This window comes from Paucibacter soli (assembly GCF_037482845.1).
Taxonomy (GTDB): Bacteria; Pseudomonadota; Gammaproteobacteria; order Burkholderiales; family Burkholderiaceae_C; genus Paucibacter_B; species Paucibacter_B soli.
Genome location: NZ_JBBHJW010000002.1, coordinates 134,198 through 154,223 on the forward strand (window position 1 = coordinate 134,198; position 20,026 = coordinate 154,223).

Here is a 20,026-nt window from a genome sequence, read left to right on the forward strand (position 1 = left end):
AATCCGCCGATGCACGCCTCCCCTGACAAGCTTTCCTTCGCTCAACTGCCGCTCTCGTCCGCCATGCTGGCCAATCTGGCCCAGCTCGGTTATGCCGAGATGACGCCGATCCAGGCCGCCAGCCTGCCGCCTGCGCTGCAGGGCCGCGACCTGATCGCCCAGGCCCAGACCGGCAGCGGCAAGACCGCCGCCTTCGCCCTCGCGCTGCTGCACAAGCTGGACGGCGCCGATAAGGGCCTGCAGGCCCTGGTGCTGTGCCCCACGCGCGAGCTGGCCGACCAGGTCACGCAGGAGATCCGGCGCCTGGCACGCGCCGAGGACAATATCAAGGTGCTGACCCTGTGCGGCGGCTCGCCGATGCGGCCGCAGATCGAGAGCCTGCAGTTCGGCTGCCATATCGCCGTGGGCACGCCCGGCCGCCTCTTGGATCATCTGGAGCGCGACACCCTGGATCTCGGCGGTCTCAAGACCCTGGTGCTGGACGAGGCCGACCGCATGCTGGACATGGGCTTCTTCGACGACATCGCGGCGGTGGCCAAGCGCGCGCCCAAGCAGCGTCAGACCCTGCTGTTCTCGGCCACCTACCCGGAAGGCATTGCCAAGCTGGCGGCCCAGCTGCTGCGCGATCCGCTGGAAGTGAAGCTCGCCGCTGCGGCCACGCAATCGCCCGCGCAGATACGGCAGATCGCGTTTGAGGTGACCGAAAGCCAGCGCCTGCACGCGGTGGCCCAGCTGCTGCAGCATTACCGCCCGGCCAGCACCATCGCCTTCTGCAACACCAAGCAGCAATGCCGCGATCTTGTGGCCGTGCTGCAGGCCCAGGGCTTTGTGGCCATGGCCCTGCATGGCGATCTGGAGCAGCGCGATCGCGACCAGGTGCTGATCCAGTTTGCCAACCGCAGCTGCTCGGTGCTGGTGGCCACCGATGTGGCGGCGCGCGGCCTGGACATCGCCCAGCTGGAATGCGTCATCAATGTGGAGGTGACGCCCGATGCCGAGGTGCATGTGCACCGCATCGGCCGCACCGGCCGCGCCGGCGCCGAAGGCCTGGCGCTGAGCCTGGTGAGCCTGGACGAGATGGGCCGCATTGGCCGCATCGAGCAGCTTCAGGGTCAGGTCTTGCCCTGGCAGGGCCTGGACGCGCTCACGGTGGCGCCCGGCGGCCCGCTGCTGCCGCCCATGGACACCTTGCAGATCCTGGGCGGACGCAAGGACAAGATACGCCCCGGCGATGTGCTGGGCGCGCTCACCGGCGAGGCCGGCTTCACTGCGGCCGAGATCGGCAAGATCAACGTCACCGACTTCCACACCTATGTGGCGGTGGCGCGCGGCATTGCAAGAGAGGCGGTCAAGCGCCTCAGCCTGGGCAAGCTCAAGGGCCGCAAGGTCAAGGTGCGGCGCCTGGCGGACCTGATCGCTGGCGAGGAGTGAGGGGCAAGCGTGAATTAATGCTGTCAGCCCAATTCCTAGTCCACCGCCAGAAAACGTCCGACGTTAAGTCGAGACCTATGCACATGGTCACCCCCCCATCCAAGGCCTAGTCTTGAGGCGTGGAGGCGTGAATCATCAAGACGTCCTTGGGAGAATCGAGATGAACAAATCCGATCTGAATACCGTACAGGAGCACCCCTCACCGGGGCAATTCGAGTTGCGTTTCCAGTCGCTGTACCACGCCGGCAAGGCCCTGGCCTTTCCCTGCGATGCGCGTGGCGACGTGCTGCTCGACACCTTGAGCGCCAAGGCGCTGGAGAACTATCTGTTCGCCCGCGCCGTGGTGGGCCATGAATACGCCAGCCCGGTGGTGCAGCCCTGCTGCCACGCCTGAGTTGGCGGCTTCTTCCTCAGCTCATTTACCCCAGCCGTCGCGCAGGCCGGTGATCTTGTTGAACACCGGGCGCTCGGCGCGATGGTCGACGCGGTCGGCCACGAAGTAACCATGGCGTTCGAACTGCACCTTGGTGTCGGCTGACACCGCGGCCATGGCCGGCTCCAAGTAGGCCGTCACCACCTTCAGGCTGGCCGGGTTCAGCACTTCCAGGAAGTCGCGCCCGCCGGCATCCGGCTGGGCCTCGGTGAAGAGGCGGTCGTACAGCCGCACCTCGGCGGCCACGGCCTCGTGCACGCCCACCCAGGTGATCACGCCCTTGACCTTGACGGCGTCCGCGCCCGGCGTGCCGCTCTTGGTGTCGGGCACGATGCTGGCCAGCACCGCGATGATGTTGCCCGCCGCGTCCTTCTCGCAGCCGGTGCACTCCACCACATAGCCGGCCTTCAGGCGCGCCTTGTTGCCCGGGTACAGGCGGTGGTAGCCCTTGGTGGGCACTTCCATGAAATCCTCGCGCTCGATCCACAGCTCGGGGCCGAGGCTGAAGCTGCGCTGGCCCAGCTCGGGCAGATGCGGGTGCGCGGGCGCGCCGCTTGGCTCACGATGCTCCAGGCTGCCGAAGATCTCGGCGTAGTTGCTGAGCTTGAGTTTGACCGGATCCAGCACCGCCATCGCACGCGCGGCCTTGCCTTCCAGGTCGGCGCGCAGGCAGCCGTCCAGCACGCCATAGTCCAGCCAGGCGTTCTGCTTGGTCACGCCGGTGCCTTCCACCATGGTGCGGATGCTCTCGGGCGTGTAGCCGCGCCGGCGCATGCCGACCAGGGTGGGCATGCGCGGGTCGTCCCAGCCGCTCACATGGCCCTCGTCCACCAGCTGGCGCAGCTTGCGCTTGGAGGTCACCACATAGCTGAGGTTGAGCCGGCCGAACTCGTACTGGTGGGGCAGGGGCTTGGCCAACAGGCCGCCCTCGGCCAGATGCTCCAGCAGCCAGTCGTAGAAGGGGCGCTGGTCCTCGAATTCCAGCGTGCAGATCGAATGGCTGATGCGTTCCAGCGCATCCTCGATCGGGTGCGCGAAGGTGTACATCGGGTAGATGCACCAACGGTCGCCGGTGTTGTGGTGGGTGGCGCGGCGGATGCGGTAGAGCGCCGGGTCGCGCAGATTGATGTTCGGGCTGGCCATGTCGATCTTGGCGCGCAGCACCATCGCACCATCGGCATGCTTGCCATCGCGCATTTCGCGAAAGCGCTGCAGGTGGTGCGCCACGCCCAGGTCGCGGAAGGGGCTGTTCACGCCCGCGGTGGTGAAGTCGCCGCGATTCGCGCGCATCTGCTCGGGCGTCTGCTCGTCCACATAGGCGTGGCCGGCCGAGATCAGATACTCGGCCGCGCGGTACATGAAGTCGAAGTAGTCGCTGGCGAAGAACAGGTGCGAGGTGCCGTCCTGGTTCCAGTCCCAGCCCAGCCAGGACACCATCTCCTTGATGGCGTCCACATATTCCTGCTCTTCCTTCTCGGGGTTGGTGTCGTCGAAACGCAGATGGCAGATGCCGCCGTAGTCGCGCGCCAGGCCGAAATTCAGGCAGATGCTCTTGGCGTGGCCGATGTGCAGATAGCCGTTCGGCTCGGGCGGGAAGCGGGTGCGGATGCGGGCCGGGTCCAGCGGGCCGGCCGCATGGTGGGCCGCGTCGCCCGGGGTGCCGGCGAAATGACGCTCAGGCTGCCCGCCCTGCTGCTCCAGGTCGCGCTCGATGATGGCGCGCAGGAAGTTGTGCGGCTTGTGCGCTTCGTCGCTGGGGGCGTTGGGCTTGGCGTCGTGGGGAAGGGACATTGAGGGCGCTTCTGAAGAGGGAGACAAAGGATCAGCAGCGATTTTAGAGGCCCTTGAACAGGTGGGCGTACATGCGGCTGACCGCCAGCCTGTCGCTGCTGCCATGCAGCTGCAGGCTGAGCTTGCCGACCTCGTCGCGCACCGCGCGGGCGATCGCGTCGGCGCGCACCACCACGCTGCGATGGACCTGCCAGAACAGGTTGCCATCCAACTGCGGCAGCAGCTCGCGCAGCGAGATGCGCACCAGATGCTCCTTGCCGGCGGTGATGACGCGCACGTATTTGTCGGCCGCCTCGAAATACAGCACCTCGCTCACCGGCACCATCTGGATGGTGTTGCCCACGCTCACCTGCAGCAGGCGCAGCGGCGGCGCGGCCGGGGCGGGCGGGGCCACGCCGCTGCCAAGCAGGGCGCGCAGTTGCTCCATGGCATGGGCCAGGGCGGGCGCCGTGTCTGCGCTGCGCGCCCCCAGGGTCTGGTGCAGGCGCTGCACCGTCTGGGCCAGGCGCTCGCGCTGCACCGGCTTGAGCACATAGTCCACCGCCGCATGCTCGAAGGCCTGCAGCGCGTACTGGTCGTAGGCGGTGACGAACACCAGCAGCGGGAAGGGCGCGCCCTCGGGCCAGTCCTCGGCCATGGCGGCGGCCGCCTCCAGGCCGCTCAGGCCCGGCATGCGGATGTCCAGGAAGCAGACCTGTGGCTGCTTGGCCAGCGCGGCGTCCACCGCGGCCTGGCCATGGGCGGCCATTGCCACGATCTCCAGCTCGGGCCAGAGCGCGGCCAACTCGGTGCGCAAATGCTCGGCCAGCAGCGGCTCGTCTTCGGCGATCAGGGCGGTGGTGCTCATGCTGAAGGGGCTTGCGCCTCATGAAGTGGGATGCTGATGTCGACCTGGCAGCCTCCGGCCGCCGGGGCGCTGATGCTCAGCCCGGCCTGCTGGCCGTAGCGTGCCAGCAGACGCTCGCGCACCTGCTGCAGGCCGAAACGGGTGCCGGATGTGGCAGCTTCGACACTCAGGCCGACGCCATCGTCGCTCACGCTCAGCAGCAAGACCTGACCCTGCAGGCTGGCGCTGACGCGCAGATGGCCACCCTCGATATGCGGCTCCAGCCCATGCTTGATGGCGTTTTCCACCAGCGGCTGCAGCAGCAGCGGCGGGATCTGCAGCGCCTGCAGCTCGGCGGGCAGGCTCAGCTCGGGCTGCAGCCGCGCGCCCATGCGCACCTGCATCAGCTGCAGATAGTCGGCCAGGCGCGCGAATTCGTCCTTGAGGCTGTGGCTGCCGCTGCGCGAGGCGTTGAGGGTGGCGCGCAGGAAGGCGATCAGCTGGTCCAGCATGGCCTGGGCGCGCGCCGGGTCCAGGCCTATCAGCACGCGCAGATTGGCCAGGGTGTTGAACAGCATATGCGGTTCGAGCTGGGTTTCCAGCAGCTTGAGCTGGGTCTCGGCGGCCAGGCGCCGCGCCTGTTCGGCCTGCACCAGGGTGGCGTCGAGCCGGCCACGGGTATAGAAGAAGGCAGTGGCGATGCCGCTGACGGCGAGTGTGATCACCAGGGTGCTGGCGATGCTGCCCCAGCTGGCTTCCCACCAATAGGCCGAGCGGCTGCCGGTGAGCAAGTCACCCAGCAACACCCCCAGCGTGTAGCCCAGGCCGGCGCCCACGAGCATGCAAGTCAGCATCCAGGGCCAGCCGGGCCAGCCATTGGCGCATTCGGCGTCGTCGGGGTAGCGACGATGCAGCAGGCGGGCGATCAGCGAGCGGCCGCCGTCGATATAGAGCCAGCATTGCATGCCGATGGCGAAGGAGTAGATGAGCTTGGCCCCCAGGCCGTGCCAGCCGTTCAGGGCCGCCAGCAGCAGGGCCAGCAGCAGGCAGATGGCGGCCGCGCTGAGCGAGCGGCGGCCCCAGCGTTGCCAGCGCTGGTCGGTCTCACAGGCAACGGCAATGCGGGGAGGGGAACTGTTCATGGCCGCTATTGTGGGCGAGGGTTCAGGCGGGCTGGGCCTGCAGGACTGCCGGCTTGCCCGGGCTGCGCGCCAGGATGTTGCGAGCCCGGGCCAGGAACACCGCGCTCAAGGCGCCATAGGCGGCACTCACCGCGATGGCGAAGCCGGTCTGCTGCGCCAGCTGCGGCTGCATCGCCAGCGTCACGCCCACCGCGTACTTGAGCAGGAAGATGGCCATCATCAGGCCCAGGGGCAGCCAACTGCCGGGCACGTGGAAGCGCTGGCTGGCGGGCTGGTAGCTGGCCGCACCCGGCCAACCGCTGCGCCGCACCAGCCGGTGGCATAGCACAAAGCTGCCCGCCCAGGCCAGGGCCACGCCCAGATGCCAGCCAAAGGCCGACAGCGTGCCCCAGATGCCCAGGCCCAGGAAGATCAGGGGCAGGAGGCGCAGCCGTCTGGCCGAGACATGCTGGCCGCGGGTCTGGCTCAAACCCAGGGCGAGCAGGGCAAGCAGCAGGCCCCAGACCCAGCCGGGGGTGTGTTGGACGATCGTCAGCAGCATGTTCATCATGGCGGGCTCCTTGTTGGGATGTAGCGAACTGTGCCCGCCAGGGCGCGCATCGCCGAGCTTGCTGCGACCAAGCGCAGCATCCCGGCGCCAACGGCAGCTCAGCGGCGCCGGCTGCCGCCCAGCAGGCTGCCCAGCACGCCGCGGATGATCTCGCGGCCCACCGCCGAACCGATCGAGCGCATGGCCGAGCGCGCGGCCGATTCGGCCAGCCCTTCCTTGCGCCCGCCGCGCGGGCCGGTGCTGCCGAACAGCACGTCCTTCAGCGCGCCGCCGAGACCACCATCCTGTGGCGCCGGCGGCTGACCATGCTTGAGCGCGCGCGTGGCCTCGTCGGCCAGGCTGCCGCCGGCTGGCGCCGGCGCCGCGGCGGCGCCGGCCACGCGGCCGTTGAGCTTTTCGTAAGCCGATTCCCGGTCCACCGTCTTCTCGTACACCCCTGCCACCAGCGAGCCCTGCATCAGGGCCTGGCGCTGCGCCGGGGTGATGGGGCCGATCTGGCTGCCGGGCGGCAGCACATAGACGCGTTCGGTGATGCTGGGCCGGCCCTTCTCGTCCAACAGGCTCACCAGCGCCTCGCCCACCGCCAGCTCGCCGATCGCGGTGGCGATGTCCAGCCCCGGCTTGGCGCGCATGGTGTCGGCCGCGGCCTTGACAGCCTTCTGGTCGCGCGGGGTGAAGGCACGCAGCGCGTGCTGCACCCGGTTGCCCAGCTGGCCCAGCACCGCGTCGGGGATGTCCAGCGGGTTCTGGGTCACGAAATAGACGCCCACGCCCTTGGAGCGCACCAGGCGCACCACCAGCTCGATGCGCTCCACCAGCGCCGCCGGCGCCTCCTTGAAGAGCAGGTGGGCCTCGTCGAAGAAGAACACCAGCTTGGGCTTGTCCAGGTCGCCGACCTCGGGCAGGGTCTCGAACAGCTCGGACAGCATCCACAGCAGGAAGCTCGCGTACAGGCGCGGCGCGGCCATCAGCTTGTCGGCGGCGAGGATGTTGACCACGCCCTGGCCAGCATCGGTCTGCATGAAGTCGGCGATATTGAGCATGGGCTCGCCGAAGAACTTGTCGCCGCCCTGGGCCTCGATCTGCAGCAGGCCGCGCTGGATCGCGCCCACCGAGGCGGCACTGACATTGCCGTACTGGGTGGTGTAGTCGCCCGCATGCTCGCCCACATGCTGGAGCATGGCGCGCAGGTCCTTCAGGTCCAGCAGGGCCAGGCCGTTGTCATCGGCGATCTTGAACACCATTTGCAGCACGCCCTGCTGGGTCTCGTTGAGCGCCAGCATGCGCGCCAGCAGCAGCGGGCCCATGTCGGAGATGGTGGCGCGCACCGGGTGGCCCTGCTCGCCGAACACGTCCCACAAGGTGCTGGGGCAGGCCAGCGGGGCGGAGGGTTCGAGGCCGCGCTCCTTCAGCATGGCCAGCAGCTTGTCGCTGGGCTTGCCGGCCTGCGAGATGCCGGTGAGGTCGCCCTTCACGTCGGCCAGGAACACCGGCACGCCGATGCGGCTGAATTCCTCGGCCAGCTTCTGCAGGCTGATGGTCTTGCCGGTGCCGGTGGCGCCGGTGATGAGGCCATGTCGATTCGCCAATGCGGGCAGCAGCTGGCACAAGGTCTGGTCGTGGCGTGCCAGCAGGATGGGGTCGGCCATGCGGTGGTTCTCCGGTGCAGAAAAAGGCGCGCCCTGGGGCGGCGGCTAAAATCGCAGTCTATCCAACAAGATTGAATGCGGTGGACCGGTTGCCCGGGCGCCGGCATTCGCCAGCACGCGCAGGAGCATCAAGGCAATGGCAGGGCATTCCAAATGGGCCAATATCCAGCATCGCAAAGGCCGTCAGGACGAGAAGCGCGGCAAGATCTGGACCCGCATCATCCGTGAGATCACGGTGGCGGCACGCGCCGGCGGCCCCGATCTGAGCGCCAACCCGCGCCTGCGCCTGGCGATCGAAAAGGCCAAGGCCGCGAATATGCCGGCCGACCGCATCAAGTACAACATCGACAAGGCCTCGGGCAATCTCGACGGCGTGAGCTACGAGGAAATCCGCTACGAGGGCTATGGCATCGGCGGCGCGGCCATCATGATCGACACCATGACGGACAACAAGGTCCGCACCGTGGCCGAGGTGCGCCACGCCTTCAGCAAGTACGGCGGCAATATGGGCACCGATGGCTCGGTGTCCTTCCAGTTCAAGCATTGCGGCCTGTTTCTGTTCGCGCCCGGCACCTCGGAAGACAGGCTGATGGAAGTGGCGCTGGAAGCCGGCGCCGACGATGTGGTGAGCGGCGAAGACGGGTCCATCGAGGTGCTGACCACGCCCGCCGCCTACGAGGGCGTGAAGGCGGCGCTGGAAGCGGCGGGCCTGGTGCCCGAGCTGTCCGAGGTGACCATGCGCGCCGACAACACCATCGAGTTGACCGGTGACGACGCCGCCCGCATGCAAAAGCTGCTGGACGTGCTGGAAGACCTGGACGACACGCAAGAGGTCTATCACAACGCGAGTCTGGGCGAATGAAAGTATTGGTGCTTGGCAACGGCGGCCGTGAACATGCCCTGGCCTGGAAGCTGGCCCAGGGCGAGCGGGTCAGCCAGGTTTTCGTGGCCCCCGGCAACGGTGGCACGGCGCGCGACGCGCGCCTGAAGAACATCCCCATCAACGACGTGAAGGCGCTGGCCGACTTCGCCCAGGCCGAGAAGATCACGCTCACCGTGGTAGGCCCCGAGGCCTATCTGGCGGCCGGCGTGGTGGACGAATTCCGCGCCCGTGGCCTGCGCATCTTCGGCCCCACCAAGGCGGCCGCGCAGCTGGAGTCGTCCAAGGCCTATGCCAAGGACTTCATGCAGCGCCACGGCATTCCCACCGCGGCCTACGCGACCTTCAGCGATGCCGCGGCGGCGCATGCCTATGTGGATGCCCAGGGCGCGCCCATCGTCATCAAGGCCGACGGCCTGGCCGCCGGCAAGGGCGTGGTGGTGGCGATGACGCTGCCGGAAGCGCATGAGGCGATCGACTGGATCCTGGCCGACAACAAGCTCGGCGTGGTGCATAACGAGGGCGGTGCGCGCGTCGTGATCGAGCAGTTCCTGCAGGGCGAGGAAGCCAGCTTCATCGTGCTGTGCGACGGCAAGCACGTGGTCTCGCTGGCCACCAGCCAGGACCACAAGCGCCTGCTCGACAAGGACGAGGGCCCCAACACCGGCGGCATGGGCGCCTACTCGCCCGCCCCGGTGGTAACGCCCAATGTGCATGCCAAGGCGATGCACGAGATCATCATGCCCACCATCCATGGCATGGCGCGCGACGGTCATCCCTTCACCGGCTTCCTGTATGCCGGCCTGATGATCGATGCCAGCGGCCAGCCGCGCACGGTGGAGTTCAACACCCGCATGGGCGACCCCGAGACCCAGCCCATCATGATGCGGCTCAAGAGCGATCTGTTCGAGGTGCTGATGCATGCCACCGACGGCACGCTGGACCAGGTCGAGCTGCAATGGGACCGCCGCGTCGCGCTGGGCGTGGTGATGGCCGCCGCCGGCTATCCGCTTAATCCGCGCAAGGGCGATGCCATCACCGGCCTGCCGGCGGATGCCGAGGACGCGATGGTGTTCCACGCCGGCACCATCGAACAGGACGGCCAGCTGCTCACCAACGGCGGGCGCGTGTTGTGCGTCACCGCCCTGGGTGAGTCGGTGCGCAACGCGCAGCAGCTCGCCTACGACACCCTCACCAGCATCCAGTTCGAAGGCAAGCAATACCGCCAGGACATCGGCCATAGGGCGGTGAAGCGTTGATGAGCCCTCGCGAGCCCATGCAACTGCCCCCGCAGGTGCTGGCCGGTGCCATGCCGGTGCGGCCGCGCGGCAGCAAGCTGGCGCGCGGGCTCTTGACGCTGGCCGGCTGGGAGCTCGCCTTTGACGGCCTGCCCGGCAAGCAGGGCGTCATCATGGCCTACCCGCACACCTCCAACTGGGACTTCGTGCTGGGCCTGATGGCCAAATGGGCCTTCGGCCTGAACGTCAAGTTCTGGGGCAAGGACAGCCTGTTTCGCGTGCCGCTGTTCGGCGCCTGGGTGCGCTGGCTGGGCGGCGTGCCGGTGAAGCGCAGCAGCGCCTCGGGCCTGGTGGCCGACACGGTGGCGCGCATCCGCGCGGCCCAGGCGGCCGACGAGGAGTTCTGGCTGGCGCTGGCGCCCGAGGGCACGCGCGCCTATGTGGATGGCTGGCGCTCCGGCGCCTACCATGTGGCGGTGCAGGCCGGCGTGCCGGTGGGCCTGGCCTATTTCGATTTCGGCCGCAAGCGCGTGGGCCTGCGCTGCTTCGTGCAGCTCAGCGGCGACCCGGCGCAAGACCTGGCCCTGTTCGCCGAGGTCCTCTCGTCCTGTCGCGGCAAGCGGCCCGATCAAGCCAGCCCGGTGAGGCTCAAGACATGAACACAGCACTCGTGCGCGACTACCTGCTGGGTTTGCAGCAGCGCATCATCAGCGGGCTGGAGCGCCTGGACGGCCAGCCCTTCATCAGCGACGGCTGGCAGCGCGAGCCGGGCGGCCGCCTGGAGGGCGATGGCCTGACGCGCCTGATCGAGATGGGCGGCCTGTTCGAGCGCGGCGGCTGCAATTTTTCGCATGTCTTGGGTCGGGTCTTGCCCCCCTCGGCCACCCAGCACCGGCCCGAGCTGGCCGGCGCGCCCTTCGAGGCCATGGGCGTCTCGCTGGTGCTGCATCCGCACAACCCCTTCGTGCCCACCGTGCACATGAATGTGCGCATGTTCGCGGCCCTGCCGGCCGATCGCGAGCCGGTGCTGTGGTTTGGCGGCGGCATGGACCTCACGCCCTACTATGGCTTCGAGCGCGACGCCCAGCATTTCCACCGCACTTGCCGCACGGCGCTGGAGCCGCATGGTCGCGAGCTCTACCCGCGCTTCAAGCGCTGGTGCGACGAGTATTTCTTCCTGAAGCACCGCAACGAGCCGCGCGGCATTGGCGGCGTGTTCTTCGATGACTATGCCGAGGGCGGCTTCGACGCAGCATTCGGCATGCTGCAGTCGGTGGGCGATGCCTTCCTGCCGGCCTACGCTCCCATCGTGGAGCGCCGCCAGGGCCTGGCCTATGGCGAGCGCGAGCGCGATTTTCAGGCCTACCGGCGCGGGCGCTATGTCGAATTCAATCTGGTGTTCGACCGCGGCACCCTGTTCGGCCTGCAGTCGGGCGGGCGCACCGAGTCCATCCTGATGTCGATGCCGCCGCTGGTGAAGTGGCGCTATGACTGGAAGCCCGAGGAGGGCACACCCGAAGCCAGGCTGTACAGCGACTTCCTGCGCCCGCGCGACTGGGCCGACGAGACGGCCACCCATCTATGGCTTTGAGCGCCCGGCGCATCGGGCTGTTCGGCGGCAGCTTCGATCCGGTCCATCTGGCGCATCTGGCCCTGGCGCGCAGCGCGCTGCAGCAGCTGGGCCTGGATGGGCTGCGCTGGGTGCCGGCGGGGCAGCCCTGGCAGAAGGCGCAGCGGCAGCTGAGCGCGGCCGAGCATCGCGCAGCCATGGTGGCGCTGATGCTGGAGGGCGAGCCGCGCTTCGAGCTGGACCGCAGCGAGCTCGAGCGCAGCGGCCCCAGCTACACGATAGACACGGTGCGGGCTTGGGCTGCGAGCGAGCCGGGCATCGCGCCGGTGTTGATCCTCGGTCAGGACCAGTACGCAAGATTGCCCACCTGGCACCAATGGCGCGAGCTGCTGGGCCTGGTGGAGTTGGCGGTGGCGGCAAGGGCGGGTCAAGAAATCCGCGCCGCGGCCGAAGTCGAGTTGGTGGCCCACCGCGTGCAGCGGCTGGACATGCCAGCCATGGATATTTCATCCACCCTCGTGCGCGAGCAAGTCTTGCGTGGCGGGGATATCAAGCCCATGGTGGGCGAGAGGGTTGCGGGGTATATTGCCCAGCACCATCTTTACAGCGAGTACTGAATGGACATTCGTAAACTGCAACGTGCCATCGTCGATGGTCTGGAAGACGTCAAGGCCCAGAACATCGTGGTGTTCAACACCGAGCATATGTCGCCGCTGTTCGAGCGCGTCATCATCGCCTCGGGCACCAGCAACCGGCAGACCAAGGCGCTGGCGTCCAGCGTGCGGGAGACGGTCAAGGGCCGTGGCCTGCAGGTGATGCGCACGGAAGGCGAAGACAACGGCGAATGGATCATCGTGGACTGCGGCGCCGCCGTCGTGCATGTGATGCAGCCGGCCATCCGCGAGTACTACCACCTGGAAGAGATCTGGGGCGAGAAGCCCGTCAAACTCAAGCTGGGCAGCAGCGAGACCAAGCTGGTGAAGGCCTCCGAGGACGAGGCCGCGCCGGCGAAGAAGGCCGCGGCAAAGAAGCCCGCGGCGAAGAAGACGGCTGCGGTCAAGGCGCCCGCCAAGACTGCTACCAAGGCGCCGGCCAAGCCCGCCGCCAAGGCGGCGGCCAAAACGCCTGCCAAAGCGCCGACCAAAGCGCCGGCCAAGAAGGTCGTCGCCAAGAAGGCCGTCAGCCGCACCGTGGGCGTGAAGGCCGTCACGGCGCCCGCCACCAAGACCATCAAGGTCGGCGTGAACGGCAAGAAGCCGGCCGCCAAGAAGGCCGCGCCCAAGGTGAGCAGCGCCCGCCCTGCTGCCAAAGCTGCGCCCAAGCGACCCGCCGGCCGCAGCAAGGCCTAAGCAGGCATGCGCCTGTTGCTGCTGGCCGTGGGCCAGCGTCAGCCCGCCTGGGCGGACGCGGCCTACGAGGATTTCGCCAAGCGCTTCCCGCCCGAGATGCGGCTGGAGCTCAAGGCCGTGAAGGCCGAGCCGCGCGGCGGCAAGAGCGCCGAGCAGCTGATGGCGGCCGAGGCGCAGCGACTCGAGGCGGCCCTGCCCAAGAGCGTGCGCCGCATCGTGCTGGACGAGCGCGGCGAGCGCCAGACCACCAAGCAACTGGCCGAACGCCTGGAGCGCTGGAAGGGCGATGGCCGCGATGTGGCCATCTTCATCGGCGGCCCCGATGGCCTGCATCCGGACCTGAAGGACAAGGCCGACGAGATGCTGCGCCTTTCCGACCTTACCCTGCCGCATGCCTTTGTGCGCGTGCTGCTGGCCGAGGCGCTATACCGCGCCTGGTCGGTGATGGAAGGTCATCCCTACCATCGCGAATAGCGCGCCGATGCGGGCCCGGGCCTGGGTTAGCATCGGCCGCATGGCCTTGATCTATCTCGCTTCCCAGAGCCCGCGCCGGCGTCAGCTGCTTGAGCAGCTGGGCATTGCCCACGAGACCCTGCTGCCGGGGCCCGACGAGGATGCCGAGGCGCTGGAAACGCAGGAGCCCGGCGAGCTGCCAGACGCCTATGTGCGGCGCGTCACCAACAACAAGCTGAAGGCAGCGCAGGCGCGCCTGGCGCGGCGCGGGCTGCGCGCCTTGCCGGTGCTGTGCTCCGACACCACCGTGGCCCTGGGCACGGCCATCCTGGGCAAGCCGGCGGATGCCGACGATGCGCTGCAGATGCTGCGCAAGCTTGCCGGCCACACGCACCGCGTGCTGACCGCGGTGAGCCTGAGCTGGGCGGGCCGCGAGGCGCAGCTGGTGAGCGTCTCGCATGTGCGCTTCGCCGCCATCCCGGAGGCCGCGCTGCGCGCCTATGTGGCCAGCGGCGAGCCCATGGGCAAGGCAGGGGCCTATGCGATCCAGAGTCAGATCGCCGGCTGGATCGAGCACATGGAGGGCAGTTACTCGGGCATCATGGGCCTGCCCCTGTACGAGACCGCGCAATTGCTGCGCCAGGCCGGCATCGATTGCTAGACAGAGAGCCCATGGAAGACATCCTGATCAATTGGTCGCCGCAAGAGACGCGCGTGGCGGTGGTGGAAAACGGCGCGGTGCAGGAACTGCATTGCGAACGCACGCTGGAGCGCGGCCTGGTGGGCAATATCTACTCGGGCCGGGTGGCGCGCGTGCTGCCGGGCATGCAATCGGCCTTCATCGACATCGGGCTGGAGCGCGCAGCCTTCTTGCATGTGGCCGATCTGCATGTGAACGGCGCCACGCCGCGCTCGCACCATGGCGACGCGGCCACGCCGCCCACGCCGATCGAGCGCCTGGTGTTCGAGGGCCAGGCCTTGACGGTGCAGGTCATCAAGGACCCGATCGGCACCAAGGGCGCGCGTCTATCCACGCAGATCTCGATCGCCGGCCGCATGCTGGTGCATCTGCCGCAGGACGAGCACATCGGCATCTCGCAGAAGATCGGTTCGCCCGAGGCGCGCGAGCAGCTGCGCCAGCGCATGCAGGCGCTGGTGGGCAAGCCGGAGGAGGGCGGTGGTGGCGGCTTCATCCTGCGCACCAATGCCGAGGACGCCTCGGATGAGGAGCTGGGCGCCGACATCGCCTACCTGAAGAAGACCTGGGCCACCATCAAGGAGCGCAGCTACCGCTCGCCGCCCGGCACCCTCTTGCACCAGGATCTGAGCCTGGTGGAGCGCGTGCTGCGCGATCTGGTGAGCGAACGCACCGGCTCGATACGCATCGATTCCAAGATGCAGTTCGATGTGCTGCGCGGCTTTGGCGAAACCTATATGCCCGCGGCCACCGCCAAGCTGGAGCATTACCGCGGCGAGCGGCCGATCTTCGACCTGCACAATATCGATGCCGAGATCGATCGCGCGCTGGCGCGCCGGGTGGACCTGAAGTCGGGCGGCTACCTGATCATCGACCAGACCGAGGCGATGACCACGGTGGACGTCAACACCGGCGGTTTTGTCGGCGCGCGCAATTTCGACGACACCATCTTCAAGACCAATCTGGAGGCGGCCGGCGCAATTGCGCGCCAGCTGCGCCTGCGCAATCTGGGCGGCATCATCATCGTCGACTTCATCGACATGACGCGCGAGGAGCACCGCAACTCGGTGCTCTCGGAGTTCAAGAAGCAGTTGGCCAAGGACCGCACCAAGGTCACAGTGGGCGGCTTCACCCAGCTGGGCCTGGTGGAGATGACCAGGAAGCGCACGCGCGAATCGCTCGCACGCATGCTGTGCGAACCCTGCCCCACCTGCGAGGGCCGCGGCCAGATCAAGACCGCGCGCAGCGTCTGCTACGACATCATGCGCGAGATCCTGCGCGAGGCACGCCAGTTCTCGCCCAAGGAGTTCCGCGTCGTCGCCGCCGCCAATGTGGTGGAGATGCTGCTCGACGAAGAGAGCCAGCATCTGGCCGGGCTCTCGGACTTCATCGGCAAGCCGATCTCGCTGACCGCCGAGCCGGCCAACCAGACCGAACATTACGACATCGTGCTGCTGTAGCGGCAGGCTAGCCGCGCAGCCAGACCTTCACGTCGCGGAATCCCATCAGCTTGAGGATGACGTAGTTGACGGCCGCGGCGCCGGGCTGATCGCCCAGCAGCACGATCTCGGTGTAGCGCGGCAGGCCGGCCTTTTCCAGCAGATTCCAGATCTCCTTGGCAGGCTTGGGGCTGGCGTCGGCATTCAGGAACTGTGCGTAGGGCAGGTGCAGCATGGGGCCATCGGGCGCCTGCGCCGGCGGCTGCGGGCCCGATGCCAGGAACACCCGCGGGCCCTGGCTGCGCGCCAGCGCGGTCAGCAGCGGGCCCTGGCGCGGCTTCGGCGCGTAGGCGAGTTCCGGGGCCGGCGCTGCCTTGGCGCCCGGCCTGGCCACCTCGTGGCCTCGTTCGGCCCAGCGCTCGATGCCATCCAGCAGCAGGGACACCTTTTGCTGCCCCTGGCCATCCAGCATCAGCAAGGCCAGCGCGAGCTGTTCGTTGAGCCCGCCCTCGGAGACCAGCACGACCTCATGCCTGGGGTCTAGGCCGGCATGGCCCAGCAATGCCGCCAGTTTCTCGGGGCTGCGCAGCTGCTCCGTCAGTTGCGCGGCCGGCAGGTTCAGCGCCTGTGGCACATGGCCGAGCTTGAACTGGTCTGCCGACCTCACATCGACAATGCTGGTTTTTGACAGGCCGAAGGCCTTCAGCATCGGGCTGCTCCATGCCTTCACCCAGTTGGCGTCGCGCAGCAGATGCGGGTCGGCATAGCTCCATAGGGGCAGTTCGCGTGGGTCCTGCAGCCAGCCCATTTGCGACTCCTGGAACAGCCTGACCTGCGGATAGTTCAGTATGAACTTGAGGGCGAAGAAGGGCACGGCGGCGGCGCCGCCACCACCGCAATAGGTGTGGATCTGCTGCTCCGGCCGCACGCCCAGATGCCTGAGCATGCGTTCGAGCTCCGGGGGCGACTTGAAGGTCTTGTCCGCATTGAAGAAGTCGCCGGCCGGCATCAGCGTGGCGTGCGGCACATGGCCGGCGCGATCGAAGAAGGCCGCGCCACCGAAGTAGTAGCTGGGGTCCAGCGCCTCCAGCATGACATGGTGGACCGGGTCGCCGGTGGCGGCCAGGAACTCGGGCAGGCGCACCCGCACATCCTGCCGCGGCCCGCCCAGGCTGATGCTGCCGGCCGGCGGCGCGGGCGTGGCCTCCTGCGTGAGGGCATGGCCGAGTGCGCTCCATTTGGCCATGCCGCCGTCCAGGATGTAGAGCTGCTGGGCAGGCACGCCACGATGCAGCAAATCCCAGAACAGGCGCGTGGCGATCCAGGTGGCGCCCTGGTCGTAGATCACCAGTTGTTGGTCGGGCCTGATGCCCCAGCTGCGCAGACGCTGCTCGATCTGTGCGGGCGTCACCTCGGCCTGGGAATAAGCGTAGAGGTCGGCGTTCACCGCGCCCGGGATATGACTCTTGCGGTGCAGAGCCCCGGGCGATGCGTCCAGCACCAGCAGGTCCGGCCGCCCCAGCCGCTGCGCCAGCCAGCCCGCGCTGACCAGCCTGCCCTGCGGCCCGTCATCGGCCGCCTGGGCCAGCGCAGGCAGACCGGCGATTGCCATCCAGCACAGGAAGATTTTCAGCAGTCTCGGCATCATGCTCTCCTGGTAGTTCTGCTCGCTGAGCGTGCCCGCGAACATAGTCCGATGGGCAGATAGCGGCCGGCCGCGTGCGACGAACGGCGGTCTGGAGGGTTCAGGCTGCATGGGCCTGGGCTGAGCTTCATATCGGCCGCCGGCCTCATGCACAATCGCGCCTGCAAGACTCCGGCCTCTGGAGTCATCCGTCGAGAACATGACCGACCCGCATCGCAAGTCCGCATTGCATTCTTACGCACGCCGCCGCTTCATGGCGGCCGGCGTTTCCACCCTCGGCTTGCCGGCCTGGGCCCAGTTTCGGGTCGAGATCGCCGGCGTGGGCGGCACCCAGCTGCCGATCGCCGTGCCCGAGTTTCGCGATGAGGCGCGTGCCGCCCAGCCGGTTTCGGCCATCGTGCGCGCCGACCTGGAGCGCAGCGGCCAGTTCCGCATCATCGAGGGCCCCTCCGGCCTGTCCGAGCTGAGCCAGCCGAGCTTTGTCGACTGGCGCGCGCGCCAGGCCGACGCGCTGGCGGCGGGCTCGGTGACGCGCCTGGCCGATGGCCGCATGGATGTGCGCTACAAGCTCTGGGACGTGGTGAAGGGCACGGACCAGGGCGGCGAAAGCCATGCCGTGGTGGCCGACGATCTGCGCCTGGCCGCGCACCGCATTGCCGATTCGATCTACCAGCGCCTCACCGGCGAGCGCGGCGTGTTTGCCACCCGCATGGCCTATGTCACCAAGGCCGGCGGCCGCTACAGCCTGCGCATCACCGATGCCGACGGCGAGGGCGGCCAGGTGGCGCTGGCCAGCCCCGAGCCCATCATTTCGCCGGCCTGGTCGCCGGACGGCAAGGAACTGGCCTATGTGTCCTTCGAGACGCGCAAGGCGGTGGTGTGGGTACAGGATCTTTCCAGCGGGCGCCGGCGCGTGCTGGCGGATTTTCGCGGCAGCAACAGCGCGCCGGCCTATTCGCCCGATGGCCAGCAGATCGCACTGACGCTGTCGCGCGAGGGGGGCTCGCAGCTCTTCATCATGAACCGCAGCGGCGATGGCCTGCGACGCCTCACGCAAACCCAGGCGATCGATACCGAACCGGTGTTCGCGCCCGATGGTCGCACGCTGTTCTTCGTCAGCGACCGCGGCGGCGGCCCGCAGATCTACCGCATGCCGGTGGCGGGCGGCAGTGCCGAGCGTGTTACTTTCAGCGGTGCCTACAACATCAGCCCGAGCATCAGCCCCGACGGCCGCAGCATGGCCTACATCACGCGCAACGGTGGCGGTGGTTTCCGCGCCTGCGTGATGGACCTTGCCAGCGGCAGCGTGCAGCAGATCAGCGACACCAGCGATGACGAGAGCCCGAGCTTCTCGCCCAACGGCCGTCTGCTGGTCTACGCCACCCGTTCGGGTGGCCGCGACGTGCTGATGACCAGCACCCTGGACGGCAGGATCAAGGCCAAACTGGTCTCGACCCTGGCGGACGTGCGCGAGCCGACCTGGGGACCTTTTGGTCGGTGACCGCCGTTGATGAACGCCGGTGGCCGCTGATCGTCGACAATGCTTTCCATGGCCGGCGCGAGTCGGCCCTTTTCATCCGATATCGCAAGAGTTAGGAGCTCCGCAATGCAAATGCATAAACTGATCCTGTCCGCGCTGGCCGCTGCATCCCTGGTGGCCTGCAGCTCCACCAAGCTGGACGAGCCGGCGCCGGTGGAAAACCGCACGCCCGCAGTGACGGCGCCCAGCAACACCGACGCTGGCACCGCCCGCAGCAGCGAAACCAAGATTCCTACCGTGGACCTGGGCACCCAGCTGACCGCGGCCGTGGCCAATCAGCGTGTCGTCTACTTCGACTTCGACAGCTATGTCGTGAAGGAAGAGTACCGTGGCCTGGTGGAGGCCCATGCCAAGCGTCTCAACAATGACCGCAAGATCCGCCTGAACCTGGAAGGCCATACCGACGAGCGCGGTGGCCGTGAGTACAACCTGGCCCTGGGTCAGAAGCGTGCCGAGGCAGTGGCCAAGAGCCTCACCCTGATCGGCGTGCAGACCGCTCAGGTCGAGCCGGTGAGCTTTGGCAAGGAGCGTCCGGCCGTGCAGGGCAGCGACGAGGCCGCCTGGGCCAAGAACCGCCGCGTCGAGCTGAAGGACAAGTGAGATGAGGTTTACGCGAGTCCGCCTGATCACGCTGGCGCTGGCGCTCGGCGCGGCGGCCGCGTTGCCGGCACGTGCGGCACTGTTCGAGGACGATGAGGCGCGCAAGGCGATCCTGGATCTGCGCGCCAAGTCGCAGCAGAACGAGGAGCTGCAACGCGCCCGCTTCGAGCAGCTCAGCAAAGCTTTGCAGGAGCAGGTGCAGCCGCTGGGCCGTAGCCTGCTGGACCTGAACAGCCAGATCGACGCCTTGCGTGGCGAGGTCGCCAAGCTGCGCGGCCAGAACGAGCAGCTTGCACGTGAAGTCTCCGAGTTGCAGCGCAAGCTCAGCGACCAGGCGCAGGCATTGGACTCGCGTCTGCGCCCGCTGGAGCCGCAGAAGGTGGCACTGGACGGCCGGGAGTTCCAGGTCGAGCCCGAGGAAAAGCGCCAGTTCGATGCTGCCATGGGGATGGTGCGGCGCGGCGATTTTGTCGAGGCCGGCAATGCGCTCACCAGCTTCCTGAAACGTTTCCCGGCCAGCGGCTACGGCGATGCGGTGCGTTTCTGGCTGGGCAATGCCCAGTACGGCAAGCGCGACTACAAGGATGCGATCGCGACCTTCAAGGCCTTCATCGCCAGCAACCCTGAGCACCCGCGTGCCGCGGAGGCGCTGCTGGCGCTGGCGAACTGCCAGATCGAGCTGAAGGACCTGAAGGCCGCGCGCCGCAGCCTGGAGGACCTGCTCAAGGCCTATCCGGGCACCGAGGCGGCGCAAGCCGGCAAGGAACGCCTGGCGGCGCTGAAGTAAGCAGGC

Annotated in this window: 20 protein-coding genes; 14 read left to right on the forward strand and 6 right to left on the reverse strand. The window is 67.9% G+C overall.

What is annotated here, in order from left to right:
- Positions 1–9: 9 nt before the first annotated feature.
- A complete protein-coding gene (gene dbpA, locus WG898_RS05320; RefSeq protein WP_339601725.1) occupies positions 10–1,431 on the forward strand; it encodes an ATP-dependent RNA helicase DbpA in 1,422 nt (473 codons plus the stop codon).
- Positions 1,432–1,591: 160 nt separating this feature from the next.
- On the forward strand, positions 1,592–1,825 hold the full coding sequence (locus WG898_RS05325) for a hypothetical protein (RefSeq protein ID WP_339601726.1): 234 nt from the start codon (positions 1,592–1,594) through the stop codon (positions 1,823–1,825).
- A 21-nt stretch (positions 1,826–1,846) separates the two neighbouring features.
- Here the strand turns inward: WG898_RS05325 and WG898_RS05330 are convergent, their stop codons facing one another.
- The 5 genes from WG898_RS05330 to WG898_RS05350 form a co-directional block, all read right to left on the reverse strand.
- Positions 1,847–3,655, reverse strand: coding sequence for a glutamine--tRNA ligase/YqeY domain fusion protein (locus WG898_RS05330; RefSeq protein ID WP_339601727.1), 1,809 nt, complete (start codon positions 3,653–3,655; stop codon positions 1,847–1,849).
- A 43-nt stretch (positions 3,656–3,698) separates the two neighbouring features.
- Entirely contained in the window at positions 3,699–4,502 is an 804-nt protein-coding gene (locus tag WG898_RS05335) for a LytR/AlgR family response regulator transcription factor (protein WP_339601728.1), read from the reverse strand.
- Positions 4,499–5,623, reverse strand: a complete 1,125-nt coding sequence (locus WG898_RS05340; protein WP_339601729.1) for a sensor histidine kinase — start codon at positions 5,621–5,623, stop codon at positions 4,499–4,501. The genes WG898_RS05335 and WG898_RS05340 overlap by 4 nt, the downstream gene beginning before the upstream one ends.
- Positions 5,624–5,645: 22 nt before the next feature.
- Complete coding sequence (locus WG898_RS05345; RefSeq protein WP_339601730.1) at positions 5,646–6,173, reverse strand: DUF6622 family protein; 528 nt, start codon at positions 6,171–6,173, stop codon at positions 5,646–5,648.
- Between the two features lie 98 nt (positions 6,174–6,271).
- Entirely contained in the window at positions 6,272–7,822 is a 1,551-nt protein-coding gene (locus WG898_RS05350; protein ID WP_339601731.1) for a helicase HerA-like C-terminal domain-containing protein, read from the reverse strand.
- Between the two features lie 136 nt (positions 7,823–7,958).
- Between WG898_RS05350 and WG898_RS05355 the strand changes: the two genes are divergently transcribed.
- From WG898_RS05355 to rng, 9 genes are read left to right on the forward strand one after another with little or no spacing between them, the layout of a single operon-like run.
- Positions 7,959–8,684: a YebC/PmpR family DNA-binding transcriptional regulator gene (locus WG898_RS05355; RefSeq protein WP_339601732.1), complete on the forward strand. Its 726-nt coding sequence runs from the start codon at positions 7,959–7,961 to the stop codon at positions 8,682–8,684.
- On the forward strand, positions 8,681–9,961 hold the full coding sequence (gene purD, locus WG898_RS05360) for a phosphoribosylamine--glycine ligase (RefSeq protein WP_339601733.1): 1,281 nt from the start codon (positions 8,681–8,683) through the stop codon (positions 9,959–9,961). Before WG898_RS05355 ends, purD begins: the two co-directional genes overlap by 4 nt.
- Positions 9,962–9,978: 17 nt before the next feature.
- A complete protein-coding gene (locus tag WG898_RS05365) occupies positions 9,979–10,599 on the forward strand; it encodes a 1-acyl-sn-glycerol-3-phosphate acyltransferase (protein ID WP_339601734.1) in 621 nt (206 codons plus the stop codon).
- Positions 10,596–11,531 (forward strand): oxygen-dependent coproporphyrinogen oxidase, encoded by a 936-nt coding sequence (hemF, locus tag WG898_RS05370; RefSeq protein ID WP_339601735.1) that lies wholly within the window; start codon positions 10,596–10,598, stop codon positions 11,529–11,531. The genes WG898_RS05365 and hemF overlap by 4 nt, the downstream gene beginning before the upstream one ends.
- Positions 11,522–12,127, forward strand: a complete 606-nt coding sequence (nadD, locus tag WG898_RS05375) for a nicotinate-nucleotide adenylyltransferase (RefSeq protein WP_339601736.1) — start codon at positions 11,522–11,524, stop codon at positions 12,125–12,127. The genes hemF and nadD overlap by 10 nt, the downstream gene beginning before the upstream one ends.
- Complete coding sequence (gene rsfS, locus WG898_RS05380) at positions 12,128–12,859, forward strand: ribosome silencing factor (protein WP_339601737.1); 732 nt, start codon at positions 12,128–12,130, stop codon at positions 12,857–12,859.
- Positions 12,860–12,865: 6 nt separating this feature from the next.
- A complete protein-coding gene (gene rlmH, locus WG898_RS05385) occupies positions 12,866–13,333 on the forward strand; it encodes a 23S rRNA (pseudouridine(1915)-N(3))-methyltransferase RlmH (RefSeq protein ID WP_339601738.1) in 468 nt (155 codons plus the stop codon).
- Positions 13,334–13,373: 40 nt separating this feature from the next.
- A complete protein-coding gene (locus WG898_RS05390; protein WP_339601739.1) occupies positions 13,374–13,973 on the forward strand; it encodes a Maf family protein in 600 nt (199 codons plus the stop codon).
- A gap of 11 nt (positions 13,974–13,984) precedes the next feature.
- The gene (gene rng / locus WG898_RS05395; protein ID WP_339601740.1) at positions 13,985–15,469 is read left to right on the forward strand and encodes a ribonuclease G; all 1,485 of its coding nucleotides are present in this window, start codon (positions 13,985–13,987) and stop codon (positions 15,467–15,469) included.
- Between the two features lie 7 nt (positions 15,470–15,476).
- Here rng and WG898_RS05400 read toward each other — a convergent pair whose 3' ends face one another.
- Entirely contained in the window at positions 15,477–17,138 is a 1,662-nt protein-coding gene (locus WG898_RS05400; protein WP_339601741.1) for a rhodanese-like domain-containing protein, read from the reverse strand.
- Positions 17,139–17,292: 154 nt separating this feature from the next.
- Between WG898_RS05400 and tolB the strand changes: the two genes are divergently transcribed.
- The 3 genes from tolB to ybgF all read left to right on the forward strand — a co-directional run bounded on the left by tolB (position 17,293) and on the right by ybgF (position 20,020).
- Positions 17,293–18,594, forward strand: a complete 1,302-nt coding sequence (gene tolB, locus WG898_RS05405) for a Tol-Pal system beta propeller repeat protein TolB (RefSeq protein WP_339601742.1) — start codon at positions 17,293–17,295, stop codon at positions 18,592–18,594.
- A 105-nt stretch (positions 18,595–18,699) separates the two neighbouring features.
- Positions 18,700–19,233, forward strand: a complete 534-nt coding sequence (gene pal / locus WG898_RS05410; RefSeq protein WP_339601743.1) for a peptidoglycan-associated lipoprotein Pal — start codon at positions 18,700–18,702, stop codon at positions 19,231–19,233.
- Position 19,234: 1 nt separating this feature from the next.
- The gene (gene ybgF / locus WG898_RS05415; protein ID WP_339601744.1) at positions 19,235–20,020 is read left to right on the forward strand and encodes a tol-pal system protein YbgF; all 786 of its coding nucleotides are present in this window, start codon (positions 19,235–19,237) and stop codon (positions 20,018–20,020) included.
- The last annotated feature ends 6 nt before the right edge of the window (positions 20,021–20,026 follow it).